Annotated in this window: 14 protein-coding genes and 1 pseudogene; 8 read left to right on the top strand and 7 right to left on the bottom strand. The window is 66.1% G+C overall.

Annotated elements, in window-relative coordinates; translation table 11 throughout:
• From VFJ08_RS02875 to VFJ08_RS02855, 5 genes and pseudogenes are all read left to right on the top strand, one after another.
• Window positions 1-1,172, top strand: a pseudogene (locus VFJ08_RS02875) (hypothetical protein); the annotation flags it as partial.
• Window positions 1,169-2,401 carry an NAD(P)/FAD-dependent oxidoreductase gene (locus VFJ08_RS02870; RefSeq protein WP_324994962.1) on the top strand — a complete coding sequence of 411 codons (1,233 nt, stop codon included), beginning with the start codon at window positions 1,169-1,171 and terminating at the stop codon, window positions 2,399-2,401. The pseudogene VFJ08_RS02875 and the gene VFJ08_RS02870, both read left to right, overlap by 4 nt.
• Window positions 2,389-2,967, top strand: coding sequence for a DUF3261 domain-containing protein (locus VFJ08_RS02865; protein WP_324994960.1), 579 nt, complete (start codon window positions 2,389-2,391; stop codon window positions 2,965-2,967). Before VFJ08_RS02870 ends, VFJ08_RS02865 begins: the two co-directional genes overlap by 13 nt.
• Complete coding sequence (gene fabG, locus VFJ08_RS02860; RefSeq protein WP_324994958.1) at window positions 2,964-3,689, top strand: 3-oxoacyl-ACP reductase FabG; 726 nt, start codon at window positions 2,964-2,966, stop codon at window positions 3,687-3,689. Before VFJ08_RS02865 ends, fabG begins: the two co-directional genes overlap by 4 nt.
• Complete coding sequence (locus VFJ08_RS02855) at window positions 3,683-4,429, top strand: 4'-phosphopantetheinyl transferase family protein (protein WP_324994956.1); 747 nt, start codon at window positions 3,683-3,685, stop codon at window positions 4,427-4,429. The genes fabG and VFJ08_RS02855 overlap by 7 nt, the downstream gene beginning before the upstream one ends.
• A 172-nt stretch (window positions 4,430-4,601) precedes the next feature.
• Here the strand turns inward: VFJ08_RS02855 and cysG are convergent, their stop codons facing one another.
• Both cysG and VFJ08_RS02845 read right to left on the bottom strand, forming a co-directional pair.
• Window positions 4,602-6,035: a siroheme synthase CysG gene (gene cysG / locus VFJ08_RS02850; protein WP_324994954.1), complete on the bottom strand. Its 1,434-nt coding sequence runs from the start codon at window positions 6,033-6,035 to the stop codon at window positions 4,602-4,604.
• 43 nt (window positions 6,036-6,078) lie between these two features.
• Window positions 6,079-6,885 (bottom strand): sulfite exporter TauE/SafE family protein, encoded by an 807-nt coding sequence (locus VFJ08_RS02845; protein WP_324994952.1) that lies wholly within the window; start codon window positions 6,883-6,885, stop codon window positions 6,079-6,081.
• A gap of 280 nt (window positions 6,886-7,165) precedes the next feature.
• Here VFJ08_RS02845 and cysB point away from each other — a divergent pair, with 280 nt between their 5' ends.
• Window positions 7,166-8,146, top strand: a complete 981-nt coding sequence (gene cysB, locus VFJ08_RS02840; RefSeq protein ID WP_324994950.1) for an HTH-type transcriptional regulator CysB — start codon at window positions 7,166-7,168, stop codon at window positions 8,144-8,146.
• Between the two features lie 116 nt (window positions 8,147-8,262).
• Here cysB and serS read toward each other — a convergent pair whose 3' ends face one another.
• The gene (gene serS / locus VFJ08_RS02835) at window positions 8,263-9,546 is read right to left on the bottom strand and encodes a serine--tRNA ligase (RefSeq protein WP_324994948.1); all 1,284 of its coding nucleotides are present in this window, start codon (window positions 9,544-9,546) and stop codon (window positions 8,263-8,265) included.
• A gap of 173 nt (window positions 9,547-9,719) precedes the next feature.
• On the opposite strand from serS, the gene VFJ08_RS02830 reads away from it, so the two are divergent.
• The gene (locus VFJ08_RS02830) at window positions 9,720-13,232 is read left to right on the top strand and encodes a PAS domain-containing hybrid sensor histidine kinase/response regulator (protein WP_324994946.1); all 3,513 of its coding nucleotides are present in this window, start codon (window positions 9,720-9,722) and stop codon (window positions 13,230-13,232) included.
• 221 nt (window positions 13,233-13,453) lie between these two features.
• Here the strand turns inward: VFJ08_RS02830 and VFJ08_RS02825 are convergent, their stop codons facing one another.
• A complete protein-coding gene (locus VFJ08_RS02825; RefSeq protein WP_324994944.1) occupies window positions 13,454-14,149 on the bottom strand; it encodes a response regulator transcription factor in 696 nt (231 codons plus the stop codon).
• A gap of 352 nt (window positions 14,150-14,501) precedes the next feature.
• On the opposite strand from VFJ08_RS02825, the gene VFJ08_RS02820 reads away from it, so the two are divergent.
• Window positions 14,502-15,176 (top strand): haloacid dehalogenase type II, encoded by a 675-nt coding sequence (locus VFJ08_RS02820; protein ID WP_324994942.1) that lies wholly within the window; start codon window positions 14,502-14,504, stop codon window positions 15,174-15,176.
• 132 nt (window positions 15,177-15,308) lie between these two features.
• Here VFJ08_RS02820 and VFJ08_RS02815 read toward each other — a convergent pair whose 3' ends face one another.
• From VFJ08_RS02815 to lolA, 3 genes are read right to left on the bottom strand one after another with little or no spacing between them, the layout of a single operon-like run.
• Window positions 15,309-16,745 carry a replication-associated recombination protein A gene (locus VFJ08_RS02815; RefSeq protein WP_324994940.1) on the bottom strand — a complete coding sequence of 479 codons (1,437 nt, stop codon included), beginning with the start codon at window positions 16,743-16,745 and terminating at the stop codon, window positions 15,309-15,311.
• On the bottom strand, window positions 16,723-17,115 hold the full coding sequence (locus tag VFJ08_RS02810) for a VanZ family protein (protein ID WP_324994939.1): 393 nt from the start codon (window positions 17,113-17,115) through the stop codon (window positions 16,723-16,725). Before VFJ08_RS02810 ends, VFJ08_RS02815 begins: the two co-directional genes overlap by 23 nt.
• Entirely contained in the window at window positions 17,112-17,774 is a 663-nt protein-coding gene (gene lolA, locus VFJ08_RS02805; RefSeq protein ID WP_324994937.1) for an outer membrane lipoprotein chaperone LolA, read from the bottom strand. Before lolA ends, VFJ08_RS02810 begins: the two co-directional genes overlap by 4 nt.
• Window positions 17,775-17,795: the final 21 nt, after the last annotated feature.

The following is a 17,795-nucleotide window of genomic DNA, read 5'->3' as shown; positions in this document are numbered from 1 at the left end:
GGCCCGCGCCACGGCCCGGCCGCGCGCTGCGTCTGGCCGCGCTCTGGCGTAGCCACGGCCCGGCGCGTCTCGCGGTCGGGCACGGGCGCGCGCTGGTGGTCGGGCTATGCGCCGTGGCCGTACCGCTCGGCGGATTCGCGCTGTGGCAGCTCTCGCCCGACGACAGCGTCCGCGTGCTCTATAACCCGCCCGCGCAGCTCGTCAAGGCCGACCGCGCGGTCGCCGGCCTGCTCGGCAGCGCGCTGTCGACGCGCGCTATCGTGATCAGCGGCGCGAACCGGGCCGCGGTGTTGAATACCGAACACCGGCTGGTCAAACAACTGCGCGGCGGTGCGACGCCCGCGGCATCCGTGCGCGCGATTACCGACGCTTATCCGCCGGTGGCGATTCAGCGCGCCAACTATGCGCGGCTGGCGGACACGCTGTACGCGCCGAACGGCGCGCTGACGCGGATTCTACGACAAGCCGGGTTCGACCACGACCGGATCGCGGCGGCGCGGCGCGCATTCACCCGCGCCAAGGGCGATACGCTGTCGTTGTCGGACTGGCTCGCCAGCCCCGCCAGCCAGGGCCTGCGCGGGCTGTGGCTCGGCCGGGTCAACAGCCAAGTTGCGGCGATCGTGCGTATCAACTCGATCAGCGACGACGCGCGTTTCCGGCGAATCCTCGCGCAATATCCGAACGCCCGGTACATCGACAGCGTGGCCCGCATCTCGAGCCTGTTGGCGCATTACCGGCGGCTGGCGACCTGGCTGCTGGGGCTGGAATACGTGCTCGCCTGGCTCGTGCTGTGGCGGGCCTTCGGGGCGCGCGGCGCGCTCGCGCTGCTGCTGCCGCCGGGGCTCGCGAGCATCGCCGTGCTGGCCATTTTCGCCGCTGCCGGCACCACGTTCGCCTTGTTCAATCTGGTGGCGCTGATCCTGTTGCTCGGCCTCGGCGCGGACTACGGTATCTTCCTGCGCACCGCGCCCGCCGATCACGCGCCGTCGATGCTGGCCGTCATGCTCTCGGTGGCCACCACCCTGCTCGCTTTCGGGCTGCTGGGCGTGAGCCATACGCCGGCGCTGCACGAATTCGGGCTCACGTTGGCCCTGGGCCTGACGCTGACCTTCCTGCTAGCGTCGCTGTTGAGCCGGCCGGCGCGCCGGCATTCCAACCGGCAGACAATATGAACGAACAACACACCGATATCGCCGTCATTGGCGCCGGCCCGGCCGGCGCCACCGTCGCCGCGCTGCTGGCCGATCGCGGCTGGCGGGTGCGCGTGCTCGAGCGCAGCCATTTTCCGCGCTTCGCGGTGGGCGAGAGCCTGCTGCCGCGCTGCATGGATGCGCTCGCTGCGGCCGGCATGCTGCACGCGGTCGAAAACGCCGGCTATCAAATCAAGCGCGGCGTGACCTTCACCGAGGCCGGCCGCGAGGCCAGCTTCAGCTTCGACGAGCAGTTCACCCCGGGCTGGGCCTCGACCTGGCAGGTGTTGCGCGCCGATTTCGACCACCGGCTGGCCCAAGAGGCCGAGCGGCGCGGCGCGAGCCTGTACTTCGGCCAAACCGTCGATTCGGTCGATTTTTCCGAGCCCGGCGCGCCACGCCTTAGCATCTCGGGCGACGACGGCACGACGACCGATCTGAGCGCACGCTTTGTCTGCGACGCCAGCGGCTTCGCGCGCGTGCTGCCGCGGCTGCTCGATCTCGACCGGCCCGGCAACGCGCCGGCCCGCGCGGCGCTGTTCACCCACGTGACCGACCGCATCGACGACCCCGACTACCGGCGCGACCGCCTCGTGATCGGCATTCATCCGGAACAGCCGACGGTCTGGTACTGGCTGATCGGGCTGGCCGGCGGGCGCGCTTCGGTGGGCGTGATCGGCCCGCCGGAGTGGATCCATGCGCCGGGCGGCGAGCCGGCCGACCGGCTGCAACGGTTTTTGCGCGAGGAGCCGCATCTCGCGCGTCTGCTGGCTAACGCCAACTTCGACAGCCGCGTCAATCAGACCGAAAACTACGGCTACGACATTACCGCGCTCCACGGCCGCGACTACGCCCTGCTCGGCAACGCGGCCGGCTTCGTCGATCCGATCTTCTCCTCCGGCGTGACCGTGGCCCTGGAATCCGCCCTGCACGCCGTCGCGCCGATCGATGCCCAGTTGCGCGGCGGCACGCCGGACTGGGCGCGCGAGTTCGAGGCCCCGATCCGGGCCGGCCAACGCGTGTTCACGGCGTTCATCGCGGCCTGGTACGGCGGCGCGCTCAAGCACGTGTTCTTCGATCCGGCGCCGGACCCGGCCATTCGAACGATGATCGCCTCGATTCTCGCCGGCTATGTCTGGGACACCAACAATCCCTATGCCGCCCAGCCGGAGCGCCGCCTAGACACGCTGTGCCGTTTATGCGCGCCCTGACTTTAAGCTTCGCGGCCGGCGCGATCGCTCTTGGCCTTAGTCTCGGCCTGGCCGGCTGTACGCCGAAACCGCTGATCCGGCCGCTCGGTCCGGCCGCGCTCGGGGCCTCGATCGAGGCACGCCAGCAAGTGACGGTGCACTACCACGGCAACACCCGGGCCATGCAGGTCGCGCTGCGCGTGGTGCCGGACGATCTCACGCTGATCGGGCTGTCCGCCATCGGCCAGCGCCTGTTCACGCTGGGCTGGGACGGGCAATCGATCCGGCGCGGCCGCGGGCTCGGCGAGGCCGAAGACCTGCCGGCGCGGCGTATTCTGGCCGATCTGGAGCTGGCCTATTGGCCGCTGCCGGCGTTGCAAAAGGCGCTTGTCGATTCGGATTTACGTCTGGAACGGCTCGGCGACACCCGCTCGCTCTGGCGCGGCGACCAGCTGCTCTGGATCGCTTACCGCGCCCCCGGCGATCCTTGGCACAGCCGCCTCACCGTCTACAACGCGCGACTGGGCTATCGGCTCGACGTGCAGCCGCTGGCGTTCAAGATCCCATCCAACCGGCAAACCCCATGAGCGACACGATTCTCGTGACCGGCGCCAGCCGCGGCATCGGCCGCGCGATCGCCGAAAAACTGGCGCGCGACGGCTTCGATATCGTCGTGCATTATCGCGAGCGCGGGGCCGCGGCGGCCGGCGTGGTCGAAACCATTCGCGGGCTGGGCCGCGGCGCCCGGCTGCTATGTTTCGACAGCGCCGATCGCGAGGCCGCGCGCACGGCGATCGAGGCCGATATCGCCGCGCACGGCGCCTACTACGGGCTGGTGCTCAACGCCGGCGTGGTACGCGACGCCGTATTCCCCGCGCTCACCGACGAAGCCTGGGACAGCGTGCTCGACACCAACCTCGACGGCTTCTACAACGTGGCCAAACCCTGCGTCATGCCCATGATCAAGCGCCGCAAGCCGGGGCGCATCGTCGCACTATCGTCGGTCGCCGGGCTGATCGGCAACCGCGGCCAGGTCAACTACAGCGCGGCCAAGGCCGGCATCATCGGCGCCGCCAAGGCGCTGGCGCTGGATTTGGCCGGGCGCCGGATCACGGTCAACTGCGTCGCGCCGGGCCTGATCGAGACCGAGATGACCCACGACCTGCCCGCCGACGCGCTGAAACGGATGATTCCGCAGCAGCGCATGGGCCGCCCGGAAGATGTCGCCGCCGCGGTGTCGTTTTTATGCTCGGGCGACGCCGGCTATATCACCCGGCAGGTGCTTTCGGTCAACGGCGGGCTGTGCTGAAACTGGCGCTTTTCGTCTTCGACCGAACCATCGAACCCGCCTGGCTGCTGGCGGCACTGAGCGCGGCCGAGCGCGACCGCTACGCGCGCTTTAACAACCGCAAACGGGGCCGCGAGTATCTGGCCAGCCGCTGGCTACTGCGCCAGCATCTGGCCGGCCAGCTCGCCGCCCCGGCCGAATCGCTGGCTATCGATTACCCGACCGGCGCGCCACCGCACTGCGCGGCCGGCGGGTTCTATCTCGGTATCAGCCACAGCGGGCCGGCCTGTTTATGTGTGATCTCGAACACGGCGCACACCGGCTGCGATATCGAGCATATACGCTCGCGCCGCGGCGATCCGCGCCGAATCGCCGAGCATTATTTTCATCCCGATGAAGCCCGTGCGCTGGCGGGCGTCGCGCCGGCGCTTAGGCGCGCGGATTTCCACCGGCTCTGGACGCTCAAGGAAGCCGGCCTGAAAACACTCGGCCGGGGCTTGGCCGCCGGACTGCGCCGGCCGCGATTCATTCTGCGCCCGGCCTTGCGCTGTATTGAACCGCCGGCGCCGGGCGACTGGTCCTTCGCCGCGACGGAAATCGGGGTGGAGATCGATTCGGCACGGGCACGCTTCGCTCTGGCGGTCGCGGCGCGAACATCGACGCTCGCAATCGAGTTCGAACGCCTAACCCCCGCCGACGACACCGGCCGGGCGCGGCGCGCGCGCCTGAACACCGCGTGGCAGATCGCGATCGGGGCCTGATGCCAACCCCCTAAAGATTGATCGATCTTCATGAAGCCATGAATTCGTCCGCAAATGCACGCGAATAAGACGCGCTTATACGCTTTTCTCGCTTTCATTCGCGTTTATTGGCGTTCATTTGCGGATAATTTTTTTCTTTACGGCAATCGATGAATTTTTGTAAAGATTGGTATCAGCCACCATCGGCCGGGTGGAACCAGCCGAGTCGTTCGTGCAGCTTGACCACTTCGCCGACGATCAAAAGCGCCGCTCCGGTAGACGGCTCGCGCGCCACGCGCTCGGGCAGATCGGCGAGCGTGGCGGCGATCAGACGCTGGCGCGCCGTGGTGCCGTCGATCACCATCGCCGCCGGCCAGTCGAATGGCAGGCCGTGCTCGATCAGTCGCGCGCAGATCGTGGCGAGATTGCGTCGCCCCATGAAAAACACGACCGTCTGGCCGCGCCGGGCGAGCTCGGCCCAGGACAGATTCAGTTCGCCGGCCTTGAGATGGCCGGTGACGAAGATCACCGACTGCGCATGATCGCGGTGGGTCAGCGGGATGCCGGCATAGGCCGCGCAGCCGTTGGCCGCGGTGATCCCCGGCACGACCTGAAACGGGATGCCGGCCGCGGCCAATTCGGCGATCTCTTCGCCGCCGCGGCCGAACACGAACGGATCGCCCCCCTTGAGACGCAGCACGCGCCGGCCGGCTTGGGCGAGTTCGATCATCAAGGCGTTGATATCGCCTTGCGGCAGCGTGTGGCGCGCGGCCCGCTTGCCGACGTGAATACGTTCGGCGTCCGGCGCGGTCAGTTCCAGAATCGCCGGTGCGATGAGACTGTCGTACAGCACCACGTCGGCCCGCTGCATCAGACGCAGCGCGCGAAAGGTCAGCAGGTCGGGCTCACCCGGCCCGCTACCGACCAGATAGACCTCGCCGAGCGCCAAGCCCGGGCCCGGATCGCCGCCGGTCGCATCGGCCAGCGTCTGTGCGAGTTGGCGTCGCGCGGCGCCGAGCCGGCCCGCGAATACCTGCTCGGCGATCGGCCCTTCGAAGATCGCGTCCCAGAACCGGGCGCGTCCGGCGCGCGGCAGCCGGATTTTGACCTCGTCGCGGAATTCGCCGGCCAGCGCGGCGAGATCGCCGTAGGCGCGCGGCACCAGCGTTTCCAGCCGCGCGCGCAGACGACGGGTCAGGCTGGGCGCGGCGGCGGCGCTGGAAATACTGACCTGCAACGGGCCGCGCTCGATCAGCGCCGGCACGAGAAAATCCGAGTCCGCGGCGTCGTCGGCGCGCTGGACGGCAATACCCAGACCGCGCGCGGCAGCCGCGAACCGAGCGTTGGCGCGGGCGTCGTCGGTCGCCGCGAAACATAGCGCCGCGCCCCGGGCGTCGGCGTCGTCGACAGGCCGCTGCTGCCAGTCGATTTCGCGCGCCGCCGCGCGCTCGGCGAGCATGGATACGACTGTGGGTGCGATCACGCTCACCCGGGCGCCGGCCGCCAGCAGGCGCTCGACGCGACGCGCGGCGATCCGCCCGCCACCAGCCACCACCACCCGGCGGCCGGCCAGCCGCAGCGCCACCGGATACATGGCAAAACGCTTGTCCGGGCGGTGTTCGCTCATCGAATCGGTCTGGATTGCGGTCGGGTGGCTGGGCGACCCTGCGTCAACCGCCCAGATGCAGCGTTTTATAGATCATGCTGGCGGCCACGACGACCAATACCCCCGCAATGATCGGCCGTAACGCGCGATCCGGCAAACGCCGACCGGCGCGGGTGCCGATATAGATGCCCGGCAGCGAGCCGAGCAGCAATAGGCCGAGCACACCCAGGTTTGTGGTGCCCAGAGTGAGATGACCGAGCCCCGCGATCAGCGTGAGCGGCACGGCGTGGGTGATATCGGTGCCCACGATGCGCACCACGCGCGTATTCGGATACAGAATCAGCAGCATCGTGGTACCCAACACGCCCGCGCCGACCGACGACAGGCTTACCAGCACGCCGAGCACCACCCCGCCCAACACCGTAATGACGGGCCGCCAGGCCAGCAGATTCGACCGGTTCTTGCCGGAAACGAACAGCATGCGCCCCTGCAGCCAGCGCACCAGCCGGTCGCGCGCGAACGTCAGCACCGCGGTGACGATCATGGTCACGGCGAGCGTGACCACCATCAGCTCCTGCACCCAGGGCTCGAGGCCGACCAAATGCAGCCAAATGATGGTGACGATCGCCGCCGGAAGGCTGCCGGCCGCCATCAGACCGACCACCGGCCAATCCACGGTTCGCTGGCGGCCATGAAGCAGCGTGCCGAATGCCTTGGTCCCGGCGGCGTAGAGCAGATCCGTGCCCACCGCCGAGGACGGCGTAAAGCCGAACAACAGAATCAGGATCGGCGTCATCAACGAGCCGCCGCCCACTCCGGTCAGCCCGACGGCCGCACCGACGAAAAGGCCGGCCAGAACGAATGCAAACATCGAGAACATCCTTGTCCGGCGCGCGGCCGGTTATGTCTTTCCGGCGAGCCGCATGCGTGCTGTGCCGGCCGACAAAGGCGGATACGCTATCAGCCGCACAACAAACCGAAAAGTAATATATGCTGATGCCTTAAGACCCCGATCGCATAATCAAGCGTCTCTTAACCGCGCGATATGAAACCACGCGGTCGATCAAAGGGAAAGCGAACGCTTCTCCCTTTTGGAAATCCCATTGTTAAGGCGCCCGCGGCAAGCCGCGGGGCATGGATGGATAAACAAAATGAAGCTGCGACAACTGGAATACGTTCACGAAGTGGCGCGACAGCAGCTCAACATCACCGCCGCGGCGCGCAGTCTGCATACGTCGCAGCCCGGCGTGAGCAAGCAGATCCGGCTGTTGGAGGACGAACTCGGCGTGCTCATCTTCGAGCGCAACGGCAAGCATCTGGACCGTATCACGCCGGCCGGCGAGCGGATTCTGGAAACCGCGCGCCAAATTCTCTCGGAAGTGGCCAATATCCATCGCACCGCCAGCGAGTTCGCGGATACCGACAGCGGCTCGTTGCGCGTGGCCACCACCCACACCCAGGCGCGCTATGCCTTGCCGCCCACCATCGCCGTTTTCCGCAAGGCCTACCCAAAGGTGTCGCTGCATATCAACCAAGGCGCACCGCCACAGATCGCCGGCTGGGCCGCGGCCGGGGACGCCGATTTCGCGATCGCCACCGAGGCGCTCGAACATTTCGACGAACTCATCATGCTGCCCTGCTACCATTGGAACCGCGGCGTGCTGGTGCCGACCGGCCATCCCTTGGCCGACGGCTCGCCGCTAACGCTGGAACGCTTGGCCGACTATCCGCTGGTGACCTATACCTTCGGCTTCACCGGCCGATCGCATCTCGACCAGGCGTTCGCCGAGCACGACCTGACGCCCGATGTGGTCCTCACCGCCGTGGATGCGGACGTGATCAAGACCTACGTGCGGCTCGGGCTCGGCGTGGGCGTGATCGCGAACATGGCCTACGACCCGGCCACCGATTCCGGCCTGGTCAGCCTCGACGCCAGCCACCTGTTCGCTTCCAGCACCACGCACATCGGCTTCCGGCACAATCTGTTCCTGACCGCCTTCATGCGGCGCTTCATCCGTATCTTCGCCGATCATCTGACCGAGGACGTCATCGACCGCGCGATCGACGCCTACCCGGGCCCGCGTTTCGACGACCTGCTGGAAGAGCTCTGGTCCAAGCTGCCGACGCGCTGAGAAGAATAATTGTCCGCGACTGAATATTCGCCTTCTGATTCGGTATTTCCCGCATTAAAATCTGCGTCATCTGCGCAATCTGCGGTTAATGTCTTAAAGGAACGCTACAGCCGGGCCTAATGGGAACCGGGCTCGATGACCTCGATACCACCCATATAGGGCCGCAGCACGGCCGGCACGTTCACGCTGCCGTCCTCGCGCTGGTGGTTTTCCAGCACCGCGACCAACGCGCGTCCGGCGGCCACGCCCGAGCCGTTGAGCGTGTGCAGCAAACGCGGCTTGCCGGTATCGGGGTCGCGATAGCGCGCGCCCATGCGACGGGCTTGGAAATCGCGCGTATTGCTGATCGAGGAAATCTCGCGGTAAGTCTGCTGGCTGGGCAGCCAAACCTCCAGATCGAAGGTGCGCGCGGCGGCGAAGCCGATATCGCCGCCGCACAGATCGACCACGCGATAGGCGAGTTCGAGCGCTTGCAGCACGTGTTCCGCGCTCGCGAGCATGGCTTGGTGGCAGGCATCGGAATCGTCCGGATGCGCGATGTTGATCAGCTCGACCTTTTCGAACTGGTGCTGGCGGATCATGCCGCGCACGTCGCGGCCCGCCGCCCCCGCCTCGGCCCGGAAGCATGGGGTATGGGCGACGTAGCGCAGCGGCAGCGCGTCGGCCTCGACGATTTCTCCGGCGACCATGTTCGACACCGGCACCTCGGCGGTCGGAATCAGGTAGTAGTCGTCGGGCTCGGCGAGCCGGAACAGGTCGTCGCCGAATTTGGGTAGCTGGCCGGTGCCGTACAGCGATTTCGAGTTCACGATGTAGGGCACGTTGACTTCGGTATAGTCCGAGCCCACGTGCCGGTCGAGCATGAAGGCGATCAGCGCGCGGTGCAGACGCGCGATATCGCCGCGCATGACGGTGAAGCGCGCGCCCGTGATCTTGGCCGCGGTCGGCGCGTCGAGCCCGTTCAGCCCTTCCCCGACCGCCACATGATCGGCCGCTTCGAAGGCGAAACTCGGCGGTTCGCCCCAGTGCCGGATGACGGCGTTGTCGGCCTCGTCCTCGCCATCGGGCACGGCCGCGTCCGGCAGGTTCGGCAGTCCGGCCTGGATATCGGCGAGTTCGGCGGCGACGGTCTCGAGCTCGGCCTTGGCCCGATCGAGTTCGGCGCCCAGGCCGGCCACCGCTTTCTTCAGGGGCTCGATGTCGTCGCCGGCCGCCTTGGCCTTGCCGATCGCCCTGGAGCGCTGATTGCGCTCGGCCTGCAGCGATTCGGCCCGCATCTGCAGCGATTTGCGCTTATCTTCCAGCGCGCTGTAGCCGGCGGCATCGAACACGAAGCCGCGCCGGGCGAGTGCGGCGGCCACGCTTTGCGGATCGTTGCGCAGCAGTCGGGGGTCGAGCATCACGAGTTCGCGGTTAGAATGTCCGCGCGCATTATAGAGCGGCGTCGGCCCTACTGCAGGGCCGGACCGTACCGAAACAAATCAACAGGCAGCCGGCGTGTCGTGCTGCCGGGGAGCGACGGCCCATCAGCCCCTGGATCCTTATCGCGATATCGCTGGTCTATATCGGCGTTTTGTTCTACATCGCCTATGTCGGCGATCGCCGCGGCCGGATGATGCCTCGGCCCGGGCCGCGCCCGGTCGTGTATGCGCTGTCGCTGGCGGTGCTCTGCACCTCGTGGTCGTTCTACGGCAGCGTGGGCAGCGCGGCGACCCGCGGCTGGAGCTATTTGCCGATCTATCTCGGACCGATGATCGCGCTGCTGATCCTGGCCCCCGTGTTGCGCAAGATGCTGCTCATCGCCAAGCAGCAGAACACGACCTCGATCGCCGATTTCATCGCCGCGCGCTACGGCAAGTCGCAAGGGCTAGCCGCGCTGGTTTCGGGCATCGCGCTGCTGGTCATCCTGCCCTATATCGCGTTGCAGCTCGACGCGCTGACGATGTCGTTCAATACCATCGTCCACGGCGTCTACAGCCATCCTCAAACCGAGGTCACGCTCGCCGGCTGGACCGATACCGGGCTGCTGGTCGCCATTGCGATGGCGGTGTTTTCCATCGCTTTCGGCACGCGCCATGTCAATCCGCGCGAGTCGCATCAGGGCATTATCCGGGCGATCGCGTTCGAATCCGTCGTCAAACTGGGTGCGTTTCTGATCGTCGGCGCGGTGGTCACCTTCGGCATGTTCGGCGGCCCGCAGGATTTGTTCGCCCGCGCCAACGCGGTATCGGTATTCCGGACTATGTTCGGCGAGCCGCTGATCACGCCGCGCTTCGTCACGGTGCTCATCCTGTCCGTGGCCGCGGCGCTGTGCCTGCCGCGCCAGTTCCATGTCGGCGTGGTCGAGAACACCGACACGCGCGATCTGAACACGGCGCGTTGGCTGTTTCCGTTGTATCTGTTTTTGATGTCGCTGTTCGTGTTGCCGCTGGCGGCGGCCGGATTGATTCTATTCGGCACGCAGACGGTCGATCCGGATCGCTTCGTGATCGCCCTGCCGCTGCTCACCGACAAGCCGTGGCTGGCGCTGGTGGCCTATATCGGCGGCGTATCCGCGGCTACCAGCATGGTGATCATGGCCACGGTCACGCTGGCCACGATGATCTGCAATGAAATCGTCGTGCCGCTGGCGCTGCGCCTGCCGGGCGCGCAGTTCGGCCATCGGCGGGATTTGTCGCGGGCGCTGCTGCGTACGCGGCGCGTGCTGATCGTGGTGATCCTGATTCTGGCCTGGGCGTTCTATCGCATGTTCGCCACCCGCCAGTCGCTGGCGGGCATCGGGCTGCTCTCGCTATCGGGCGTGGCGATGTTCGTACCGCCCATGATCGGCGGCGTATTCATCCGGCGCATCACCCGTCGCGGCGCGATCAGCGGTCTGCTGGCGGGCCTGGTGATTTGGTTGTACACGCTGGTGGTGCCGATCATGGTGACCCAGGGCTGGCTGCCGGGCGGCTGGATGGCGGCCGGGCCGTTCGGCATCAGTTGGCTCGCGCCCCAGGCTCTGTTCAACACGCATTTCGGCGATACCCTCACCCACGGCGTGTTCTGGACCCTGGCCGGCGAGATCGCGGTGATGGCCTCGGTGTCGCTGAACACGTCGATCACCCTGATCGAACGCGCCCAGGCGGTGGCGTTCGTCGATCTCGGCATGCGGCGTCAACCGCGCAGCACCACCGGCGTGCGCCCGCCCGCGATCCGGGTCGGCGAACTGGAAGTCCTGCTGCAACGGTTTCTCGGCCCGCAGGCGGCGCGCGCCGCGCTCAGCGAGTATGCCGGCCACCACGATCGACAGCTGTTATCCAATCAGATCGTCGATGCCGCGCTGCTGCAATTTGCAGAGCAGCGTCTGGCCGGCGTGGTCGGCAGCGCTTCGGCGCGGCTCATGCTCGCCTCCGGTCTGCGCCAGCGCGATTTGGCGCTTGAGGATATGGTGCGCCTGCTCGATCGCACGGCCGACGCGGTGCAGTTCAACCGCAACGTGTTGCAGGCCGCGTTGGAGAATATCGATCAGGGTATGTCGGTGGTCGATCAGGACCTGCGGCTGGTGGCCTGGAACACGCGTTATCTCGAGCTGTTCGAGTATCCGCCGGGCATGGTGCGCACCGGGCGCCATATCGCCGACCTAATCCGTTTCAACGCGATGCGCGGCGAATGCGGCCCCGGGCCGGTCGAGGAACACGTGCGCAAGCGGCTCGAGCGTCTGCGCGAGGGCAGGCCGCATCGCTTCGAGCGTCACCGGCGCAACAATACGGTGCTGCAGATGACCGGCAACCCGATGCCGGGCGGCGGCTTCGTGACCACCTTCAACGACATCACCGATTTCAAGCGCAACGAGGCCGCGCTGACGCGGATGAACGAGGAGCTGGAGGCGCGCGTGGCCAAGCGCACGGAAGAGCTCTCGCGCGCCAACGAAGGCCTGCGCCGCGAAAACCGGCAACGCGCCGAAGCCCAGCGCGCCGCGCTCGAGGCCCGGCGCGAGGCGGAGCGGGCCAATTTGTCGAAGACTCGTTTTTTAGCCGCGGCCAGCCACGACCTGCTGCAGCCGCTCAACGCCGCCCGCCTGTTCGCGGCCGGCGCCGAACAGGGCAACGCCGGAGCCCAGCACACCGCGCTGCAACAGATTCAGATGTCGTTGGAGGCCGCGCAGGCCCTGCTCGAACCGTTGCTGGATATCTCCAAGATCGACGCCGGCGCCTGGGACGTAAAGTATCAAAGCTTTCCGCTGTCGCGCATTCTGGAACCGCTGACCCGGGAATTCGACGTGCTGGCGCGCAACGCCGGCCTGGTTTTGCACGCCGTTCCGTCGCAGGCCTGGGTGCATAGCGACCCCAATCTGCTACGCCGCATCCTGCAGAACTTCTTGTCCAATGCCGTGCGCTACACCGAGACCGGTCGCGTGCTGATCGGCGTCCGCCGCCGCGCCGATCATGTCCGCATCGAGGTCTGGGACACCGGGCCCGGCATCGCCGACGACCAGCTCGGCTCGATCTTCGAGGAATTCCAGCGCGGCACGTCCAGCCACGGCTCGGGCGAGCGCGGGCTTGGGCTGGGTCTGTCGCTGGCGGACCGGATGGCGCGGCTGCTCGGACACGAGATCGAGGTCGACTCCCAGCCCGGGCGCGGTACGGTGTTTCGTATTCATATCGAGCGCGTGGCGCCGGAAACGCCGGCCGCCGAGCCGCAGCCGGCCGCGACCGCGGCGCAGCCGATTAATCGGGCGCTGTGCGTCGACGACGACCACGCCTCGCTCGATGCCCTGGTCGGGCTGCTCGAACGCTGGCACATCGATTGTATGACCGCGCCGCCGGAAGACGCCGAGGCGATCCTCGGCGACGAGCCGTTCGATATCGCGATCTTCGACTACGATCTCGGTGAGGACAGCGCCGACGGCCTGAAGCTGATCGAGAACCTGGGCCGGCGCTACGACCGGACCCGTTTCGTTCTGGTCACCGCCAACCGCAGTCAGGAAATCGTGTCCCGCGTCGAGGCGATGCACATCGGTCTCGTGTACAAGCCGATCAGCCCGGAGAAGCTGCGCGAGACCATACACCGCCCGGTGCGCGGCGGCGAGATCGAGGCAGTATAAGATAAAGAAAACGCGTTCGCAAATGAACGCCAACAGCGCAAATGCTTATTTATTCAAGACAAGGCCAGAAAATACCAGCCCGGAAATGAACATTAAATAAACGCAATACGACATTTTAACTTTTAATTTGCGTTTATTCCGCGTTTATTTGCGGACTATTTTTTTTATTCACAAAATATCCGGTTCGCGTTTTTACGCGGATTTTTGTTACCGCTCGAAAATCAGCTACTCGAGCCGTTGAGCTCGCGCCGGGCGTAGTTTTCCCAATCGATCTCGAGGCTGCGCGCCGCGATCACCGCCTGCGTGCGGGTATGCACCTCCAGCTTGCGCAAAATCGCGGTGATATGCGCTTTGACCGTCGCTTCGGAAATATCCAAATCGATCGCGATCTGCTTGTTGAGCAGGCCGTCGGTCAGCATCATCAGCACCCGCTGCTGCTGCGGCGTCAGCGTCGCCAATTTTTCCGTGAAATCGTCTTTTTCCGGTTCGGCGTTCTCGGCATGCACCGGTATCCAGCGCTGGCCCGACAGCACCGCCGAAATCGCCTCGGCCATGGTCTCGGGCGATGCCGACTTCGGAATGAAGCCGGCCGCGCCGTGCTCCAACGACGCCTGAGCGATGCTGGCGTCCTCGTGCGCGGATACGACGATCACAGGCAGGGACGGCGCGACACTGCAGGCGTGCACAAGTGCCGAATAACCCCGCGCTCCGGGCATGTTCAGATCCAACAGCAATAGATCGGCATCACGACTGCTATCGGCCAGCAGCGCGGTCAATTCATCGACGCTGCCGACACTTAGCAACTCGGGATCACCCAAGGCCTGAGACACGGCCTGACTGAGCGCGGTGCGAAACAAGGGGTGATCGTCGGCAATAATAACCCGGTGTGCGCTCTCGGCTTTAGAGCTCGTATTCATATAAGACGGCCTCGGCGTAGTTCCCACCCATCATATACGACTTAGCGATCATAGACATATTGCTGATAGTGACAACCCATGAGCGTCCGCACGCTGGACCAATAATGCGAGGCCCATACGTGTCGTTTGCACTGCACAGCCCAACCGATCGACGTATTCCCGGGCGTCGCCGATATATGGCCCCGCCGCGTTGATTTGCGCCCGCATGGCGGGGAGAACGGGCAGATCATAGTAATTTCCAATAGCTTTTATCGCCATCGGCCGCGTAACCGGCCGATCGCCGGCGACGAGTGATTGCCGGGCCGCGCGACGCGTTCTAGCCTCGAACCATTCGCTCATCGATATGCCGGTTATGCCCGCTACGCATCTCGTATTCGACGTCAATGAAACCCTGCTCGACATGTCCGCCCTCGATCCGGTGTTTGCGGACCTGTTCGGCGACGAGCATTCGCGTCAGGAATGGTTTTTGACGCTGTTGTATTGGTCGACCGTTACCACCCTGACCGCCCGATTCCGCGACTTCACCGAACTGGCCGGCGATTGCCTGGATCAGCTCGCCGCGCAACGCGACGTCGCGCTTGCCGCCGACCAGCGCGATCGCGTGTTCGATACGATCGCCACGCTGGCGCCGCATGCCGACGTTCGCCCGGCCCTCGAGCGTCTGCGCGGCGCCGGTTTTTCGCTGACCGCGCTGACCAATTCGGCCCAATCCACAGTCGATGCACAGTTCGCGAACGCCGGTCTGACCGAGCTCTTTCATCGTGTGCTGTCGGTCGAGGACGCTCGTTGCTACAAGCCGCACCCGAGCGCTTACGCGGTCGCGACGCGAGCGCTGGAAACGCCGGTCGAATCGCTGCGCCTGCTCGCCTGCCATAGTTGGGATGTCACCGGCGCCTTGCGGGCCGGGCTGCAGGCGGCGTTCGTCGGGCGGGCTCATCAAGCGCTCAACGCCGCCGGCGAACGGCCGGATATCGTCGGCGACGGCCTGGCCGAGGTGGCCGAACAGATCATCGTGGCCGACAGCTAACCGACGGCGCACGAGCGGCCTTATGTAGGTCGGCTTAGGCCGCAGGCCGTAAGCCGACATCCGTGCCGGGCATCATGACGCGGTGGCACTTGTGGCCGTCGGATTACGCCTGCGGCTAATCCGACCTACGGCCTACCGCGATGGGTCCGGGTCGTCGGGCGACGTTCCGTCCTGGTCCTCGTCGCCCGCGGCGGCGGGATGGCTGCGGGTCTGGCGCGCCGGGCCGGCGGCATCGCGTTCGCGCAGACGCGCGAGCTTTTCGCCGATCTTGATTTCCAGGCCGCGGGGCGCCGGTTGGTAATAGCGCGTGCCGATCAGCTCCTCGGGCAGATAGGTTTCGCCCGCGGCATAGGCGTCGTCTTCGTTATGCGCGTAGCGATAGCCCTCGCTGTAGCCGAGGTCTTTCATCAGCCGGGTCGGCGCGTTGCGGATATGCATCGGCACCTCCAGCGATCCCCGGTTCTTCGCATCCGCCCAAGCCGCGTTGAACGCGCTGTACACGGCGTTGGACTTCGGCGCGCAGGCCATATAGACGGTCGCCTGCGCGATCGCGAGTTCGCCCTCGGGCGTGCCCAGCCGTTCGTAGGTTTCCCAGGCGTCCAGCGCCAGCCGCAGGGCTCTGGGGTCGGCGTTGCCGATATCTTCGCTGGCCATGCGGGTCACGCGGCGCGCCACGTAGCGCGGATCGGCGCCGGCCTCGAGCATGCGCGACAGCCAGTAGAGCGCGGCATCCGGGTCGGTGCCGCGGACGCTCTTGTGCAGCGCCGACATCTGGTCGTAGAAATAGTCGCCGCCCTTGTCGAAACGACGCAGGCCTTCCCGCAGCACCTCGTCGAGTTCGGCCTGGGTGATCACGCGCGCCTCGGACGCCGCGGCGATATCGGCCGCCAACTCCAGCAGGTTGAGGGCGCGGCGCGCGTCGCCGTCGGCCCGCGCGGCGAGCTGGTCGCGCAGCGCCGCGTCCATCGTTATCCCAAGCGTGGCCAAACCGCGCTCGCCATCGGCCAGCGCCCGGTCGATCAGCGTACGGATCGCCTCGGCGTCGAGCGCGCGCAGCACATAGGTACGCGTGCGCGAGAGCAGCGCGTTGTTGACTTCGAACGATGGGTTTTCGGTGGTCGCGCCCACCAAAACCAGCGTGCCGTCCTCGACGTACGGCAACAGACCGTCCTGCTGGGCCTTGTTGAAGCGATGCACCTCGTCGACGAACAGCAGCGTGCCCTCGCCGCCGCTCTCTTGTGCCGCGCGCGCCTCGGCGACCGCGGCGCGAATATCCTTGACCCCGGCCATCACCGCCGAGATCTGGACGAAGCGCATCGCCACCGACACGGCGAGCAGACGCGCCAGCGTCGTCTTGCCGGTGCCCGGCGGGCCCCAGAGAATCATCGAGTGAATACGCCCGGCCGCCAGCGCGCGCGTCAGCGGCTTGTCCGGCCCGAGGATATGCTTCTGGCCGACGTAATCCTCGAGCGCGGCCGGACGCATGCGATCCGCCAGCGGGCGTGCGCCCGGCTCGGCGCCTCGATCGGCCGGATGACCGGCCAGGTCAATTTCCTTTTGCCGCGACACGGTGTTCGATTCTAGCAACCCAGTCCACGCCCAGCGCGCGCAGCACCGAAAGGCTGAAAGCGGCGCCCACCGTATCGACCAGCCAATCCAGCGGATCGCCGTCGCGGTAGCCGCTCGCCCATTGCATGATTTCCGTGCCCGCGGCGAACAGGGACAGCGCGATCAATACCCGCCACGGCGTGCGTAGATAGAAGGCGCCGAACCAGGCGCCTATCACGATAAAGGCAAAGCCGTGTTCGAGTTTGTCGAAATACGCAAAGCCCGGCCCGGACGGCGGGTTCGGCATCAGGCAGCCATAGATGAACAGGCCGCAGAGCGCGATGCCGGCAACGAACCAGATCGAGCGCACGCGATTCGCTGCGAGGCTCAACGCGCGGTGCCCCGCCCGCGTTTCGCCCGGCCGTCGACAACTTCCACGTTATCCGGTACCTCGAGCGTGAACTTCGAGGCGGCGATATCCGGATTGACCTTCACGTTGCCGAAGGTGATGCTCGTCGTCTGCCCGAGGTTGTCGTGCAGCTTCCTCAGCGCCGGCCCGTTGTTTGTCAGCGCGAGATCCACCGATTTGAAGTCCGTGTTGTCCGCCTTCGGCGTGAGATGCACCCAGGTCAGGCCGTCGCGCTTTCCGCCGTCGGTGATCTCGAAGGCCTCGCCCAGCGCTTCGCCGCCGGTCAACAATACCGCCGGCGTGGCCTTGAGCGTCGCGTTGATATTGCGCACGGTGACCTGCGCCAGGCCCACGTCGTAGAACTTGAAGATCTGGCCGTTACTGACGATGATCTGCTTGTAAGGCTGATCGTACTCCCAGCGGAATTTGTTCGGCCGCGACAGCAAAAACGTGCCGTTGGCCTGTTGCACGACATTGCCGTTGTCGTCGCGCTGGATCTGCTGGAAATCGGCCGACAGCGTATGAACCTTGTTGTAAAAAGCCTGTAGCGCCTCCGAGCCTTGGTCCGCCTCTTGGCCGGCCTGGGCCAGTCCGGCCACACAGAGCAGTAAAAAAGCGACAAGCCAGCGGGTCATCCGCATACCAAGTCCTCGATATAATGG

Source organism: Salinisphaera sp. (assembly GCF_035690525.1).
Taxonomy (GTDB): Bacteria; Pseudomonadota; Gammaproteobacteria; order Nevskiales; family Salinisphaeraceae; genus Salinisphaera.
The sequence above is the reverse complement of the archived record's forward strand: the minus strand, read 5'-3'. Positions and strand labels throughout refer to the sequence as shown.

What these genes read in the sequence shown, in the direction of transcription:
- cysG (WP_324994954.1), bottom strand. Translation starts at nt 6,035, where the DNA reads ATGAGCGAACACCGCCCGGACAAGCGTTTTGCCATGTATCCGGTGGCG.
- VFJ08_RS02845 (WP_324994952.1), bottom strand. Translation starts at nt 6,885, where the DNA reads ATGTTTGCATTCGTTCTGGCCGGCCTTTTCGTCGGTGCGGCCGTCGGG.
- VFJ08_RS02825 (WP_324994944.1), bottom strand. Translation starts at nt 14,149, where the DNA reads ATGAATACGAGCTCTAAAGCCGAGAGCGCACACCGGGTTATTATTGCC.
- serS (WP_324994948.1), bottom strand. Translation starts at nt 9,546, where the DNA reads ATGCTCGACCCCCGACTGCTGCGCAACGATCCGCAAAGCGTGGCCGCC.
- lolA (WP_324994937.1), bottom strand. Translation starts at nt 17,774, where the DNA reads ATGCGGATGACCCGCTGGCTTGTCGCTTTTTTACTGCTCTGTGTGGCC.
- VFJ08_RS02820 (WP_324994942.1), top strand. Translation starts at nt 14,502, where the DNA reads ATGCCCGCTACGCATCTCGTATTCGACGTCAATGAAACCCTGCTCGAC.
- VFJ08_RS02870 (WP_324994962.1), top strand. Translation starts at nt 1,169, where the DNA reads ATGAACGAACAACACACCGATATCGCCGTCATTGGCGCCGGCCCGGCC.
- VFJ08_RS02865 (WP_324994960.1), top strand. Translation starts at nt 2,389, where the DNA reads ATGCGCGCCCTGACTTTAAGCTTCGCGGCCGGCGCGATCGCTCTTGGC.
- fabG (WP_324994958.1), top strand. Translation starts at nt 2,964, where the DNA reads ATGAGCGACACGATTCTCGTGACCGGCGCCAGCCGCGGCATCGGCCGC.
- cysB (WP_324994950.1), top strand. Translation starts at nt 7,166, where the DNA reads ATGAAGCTGCGACAACTGGAATACGTTCACGAAGTGGCGCGACAGCAG.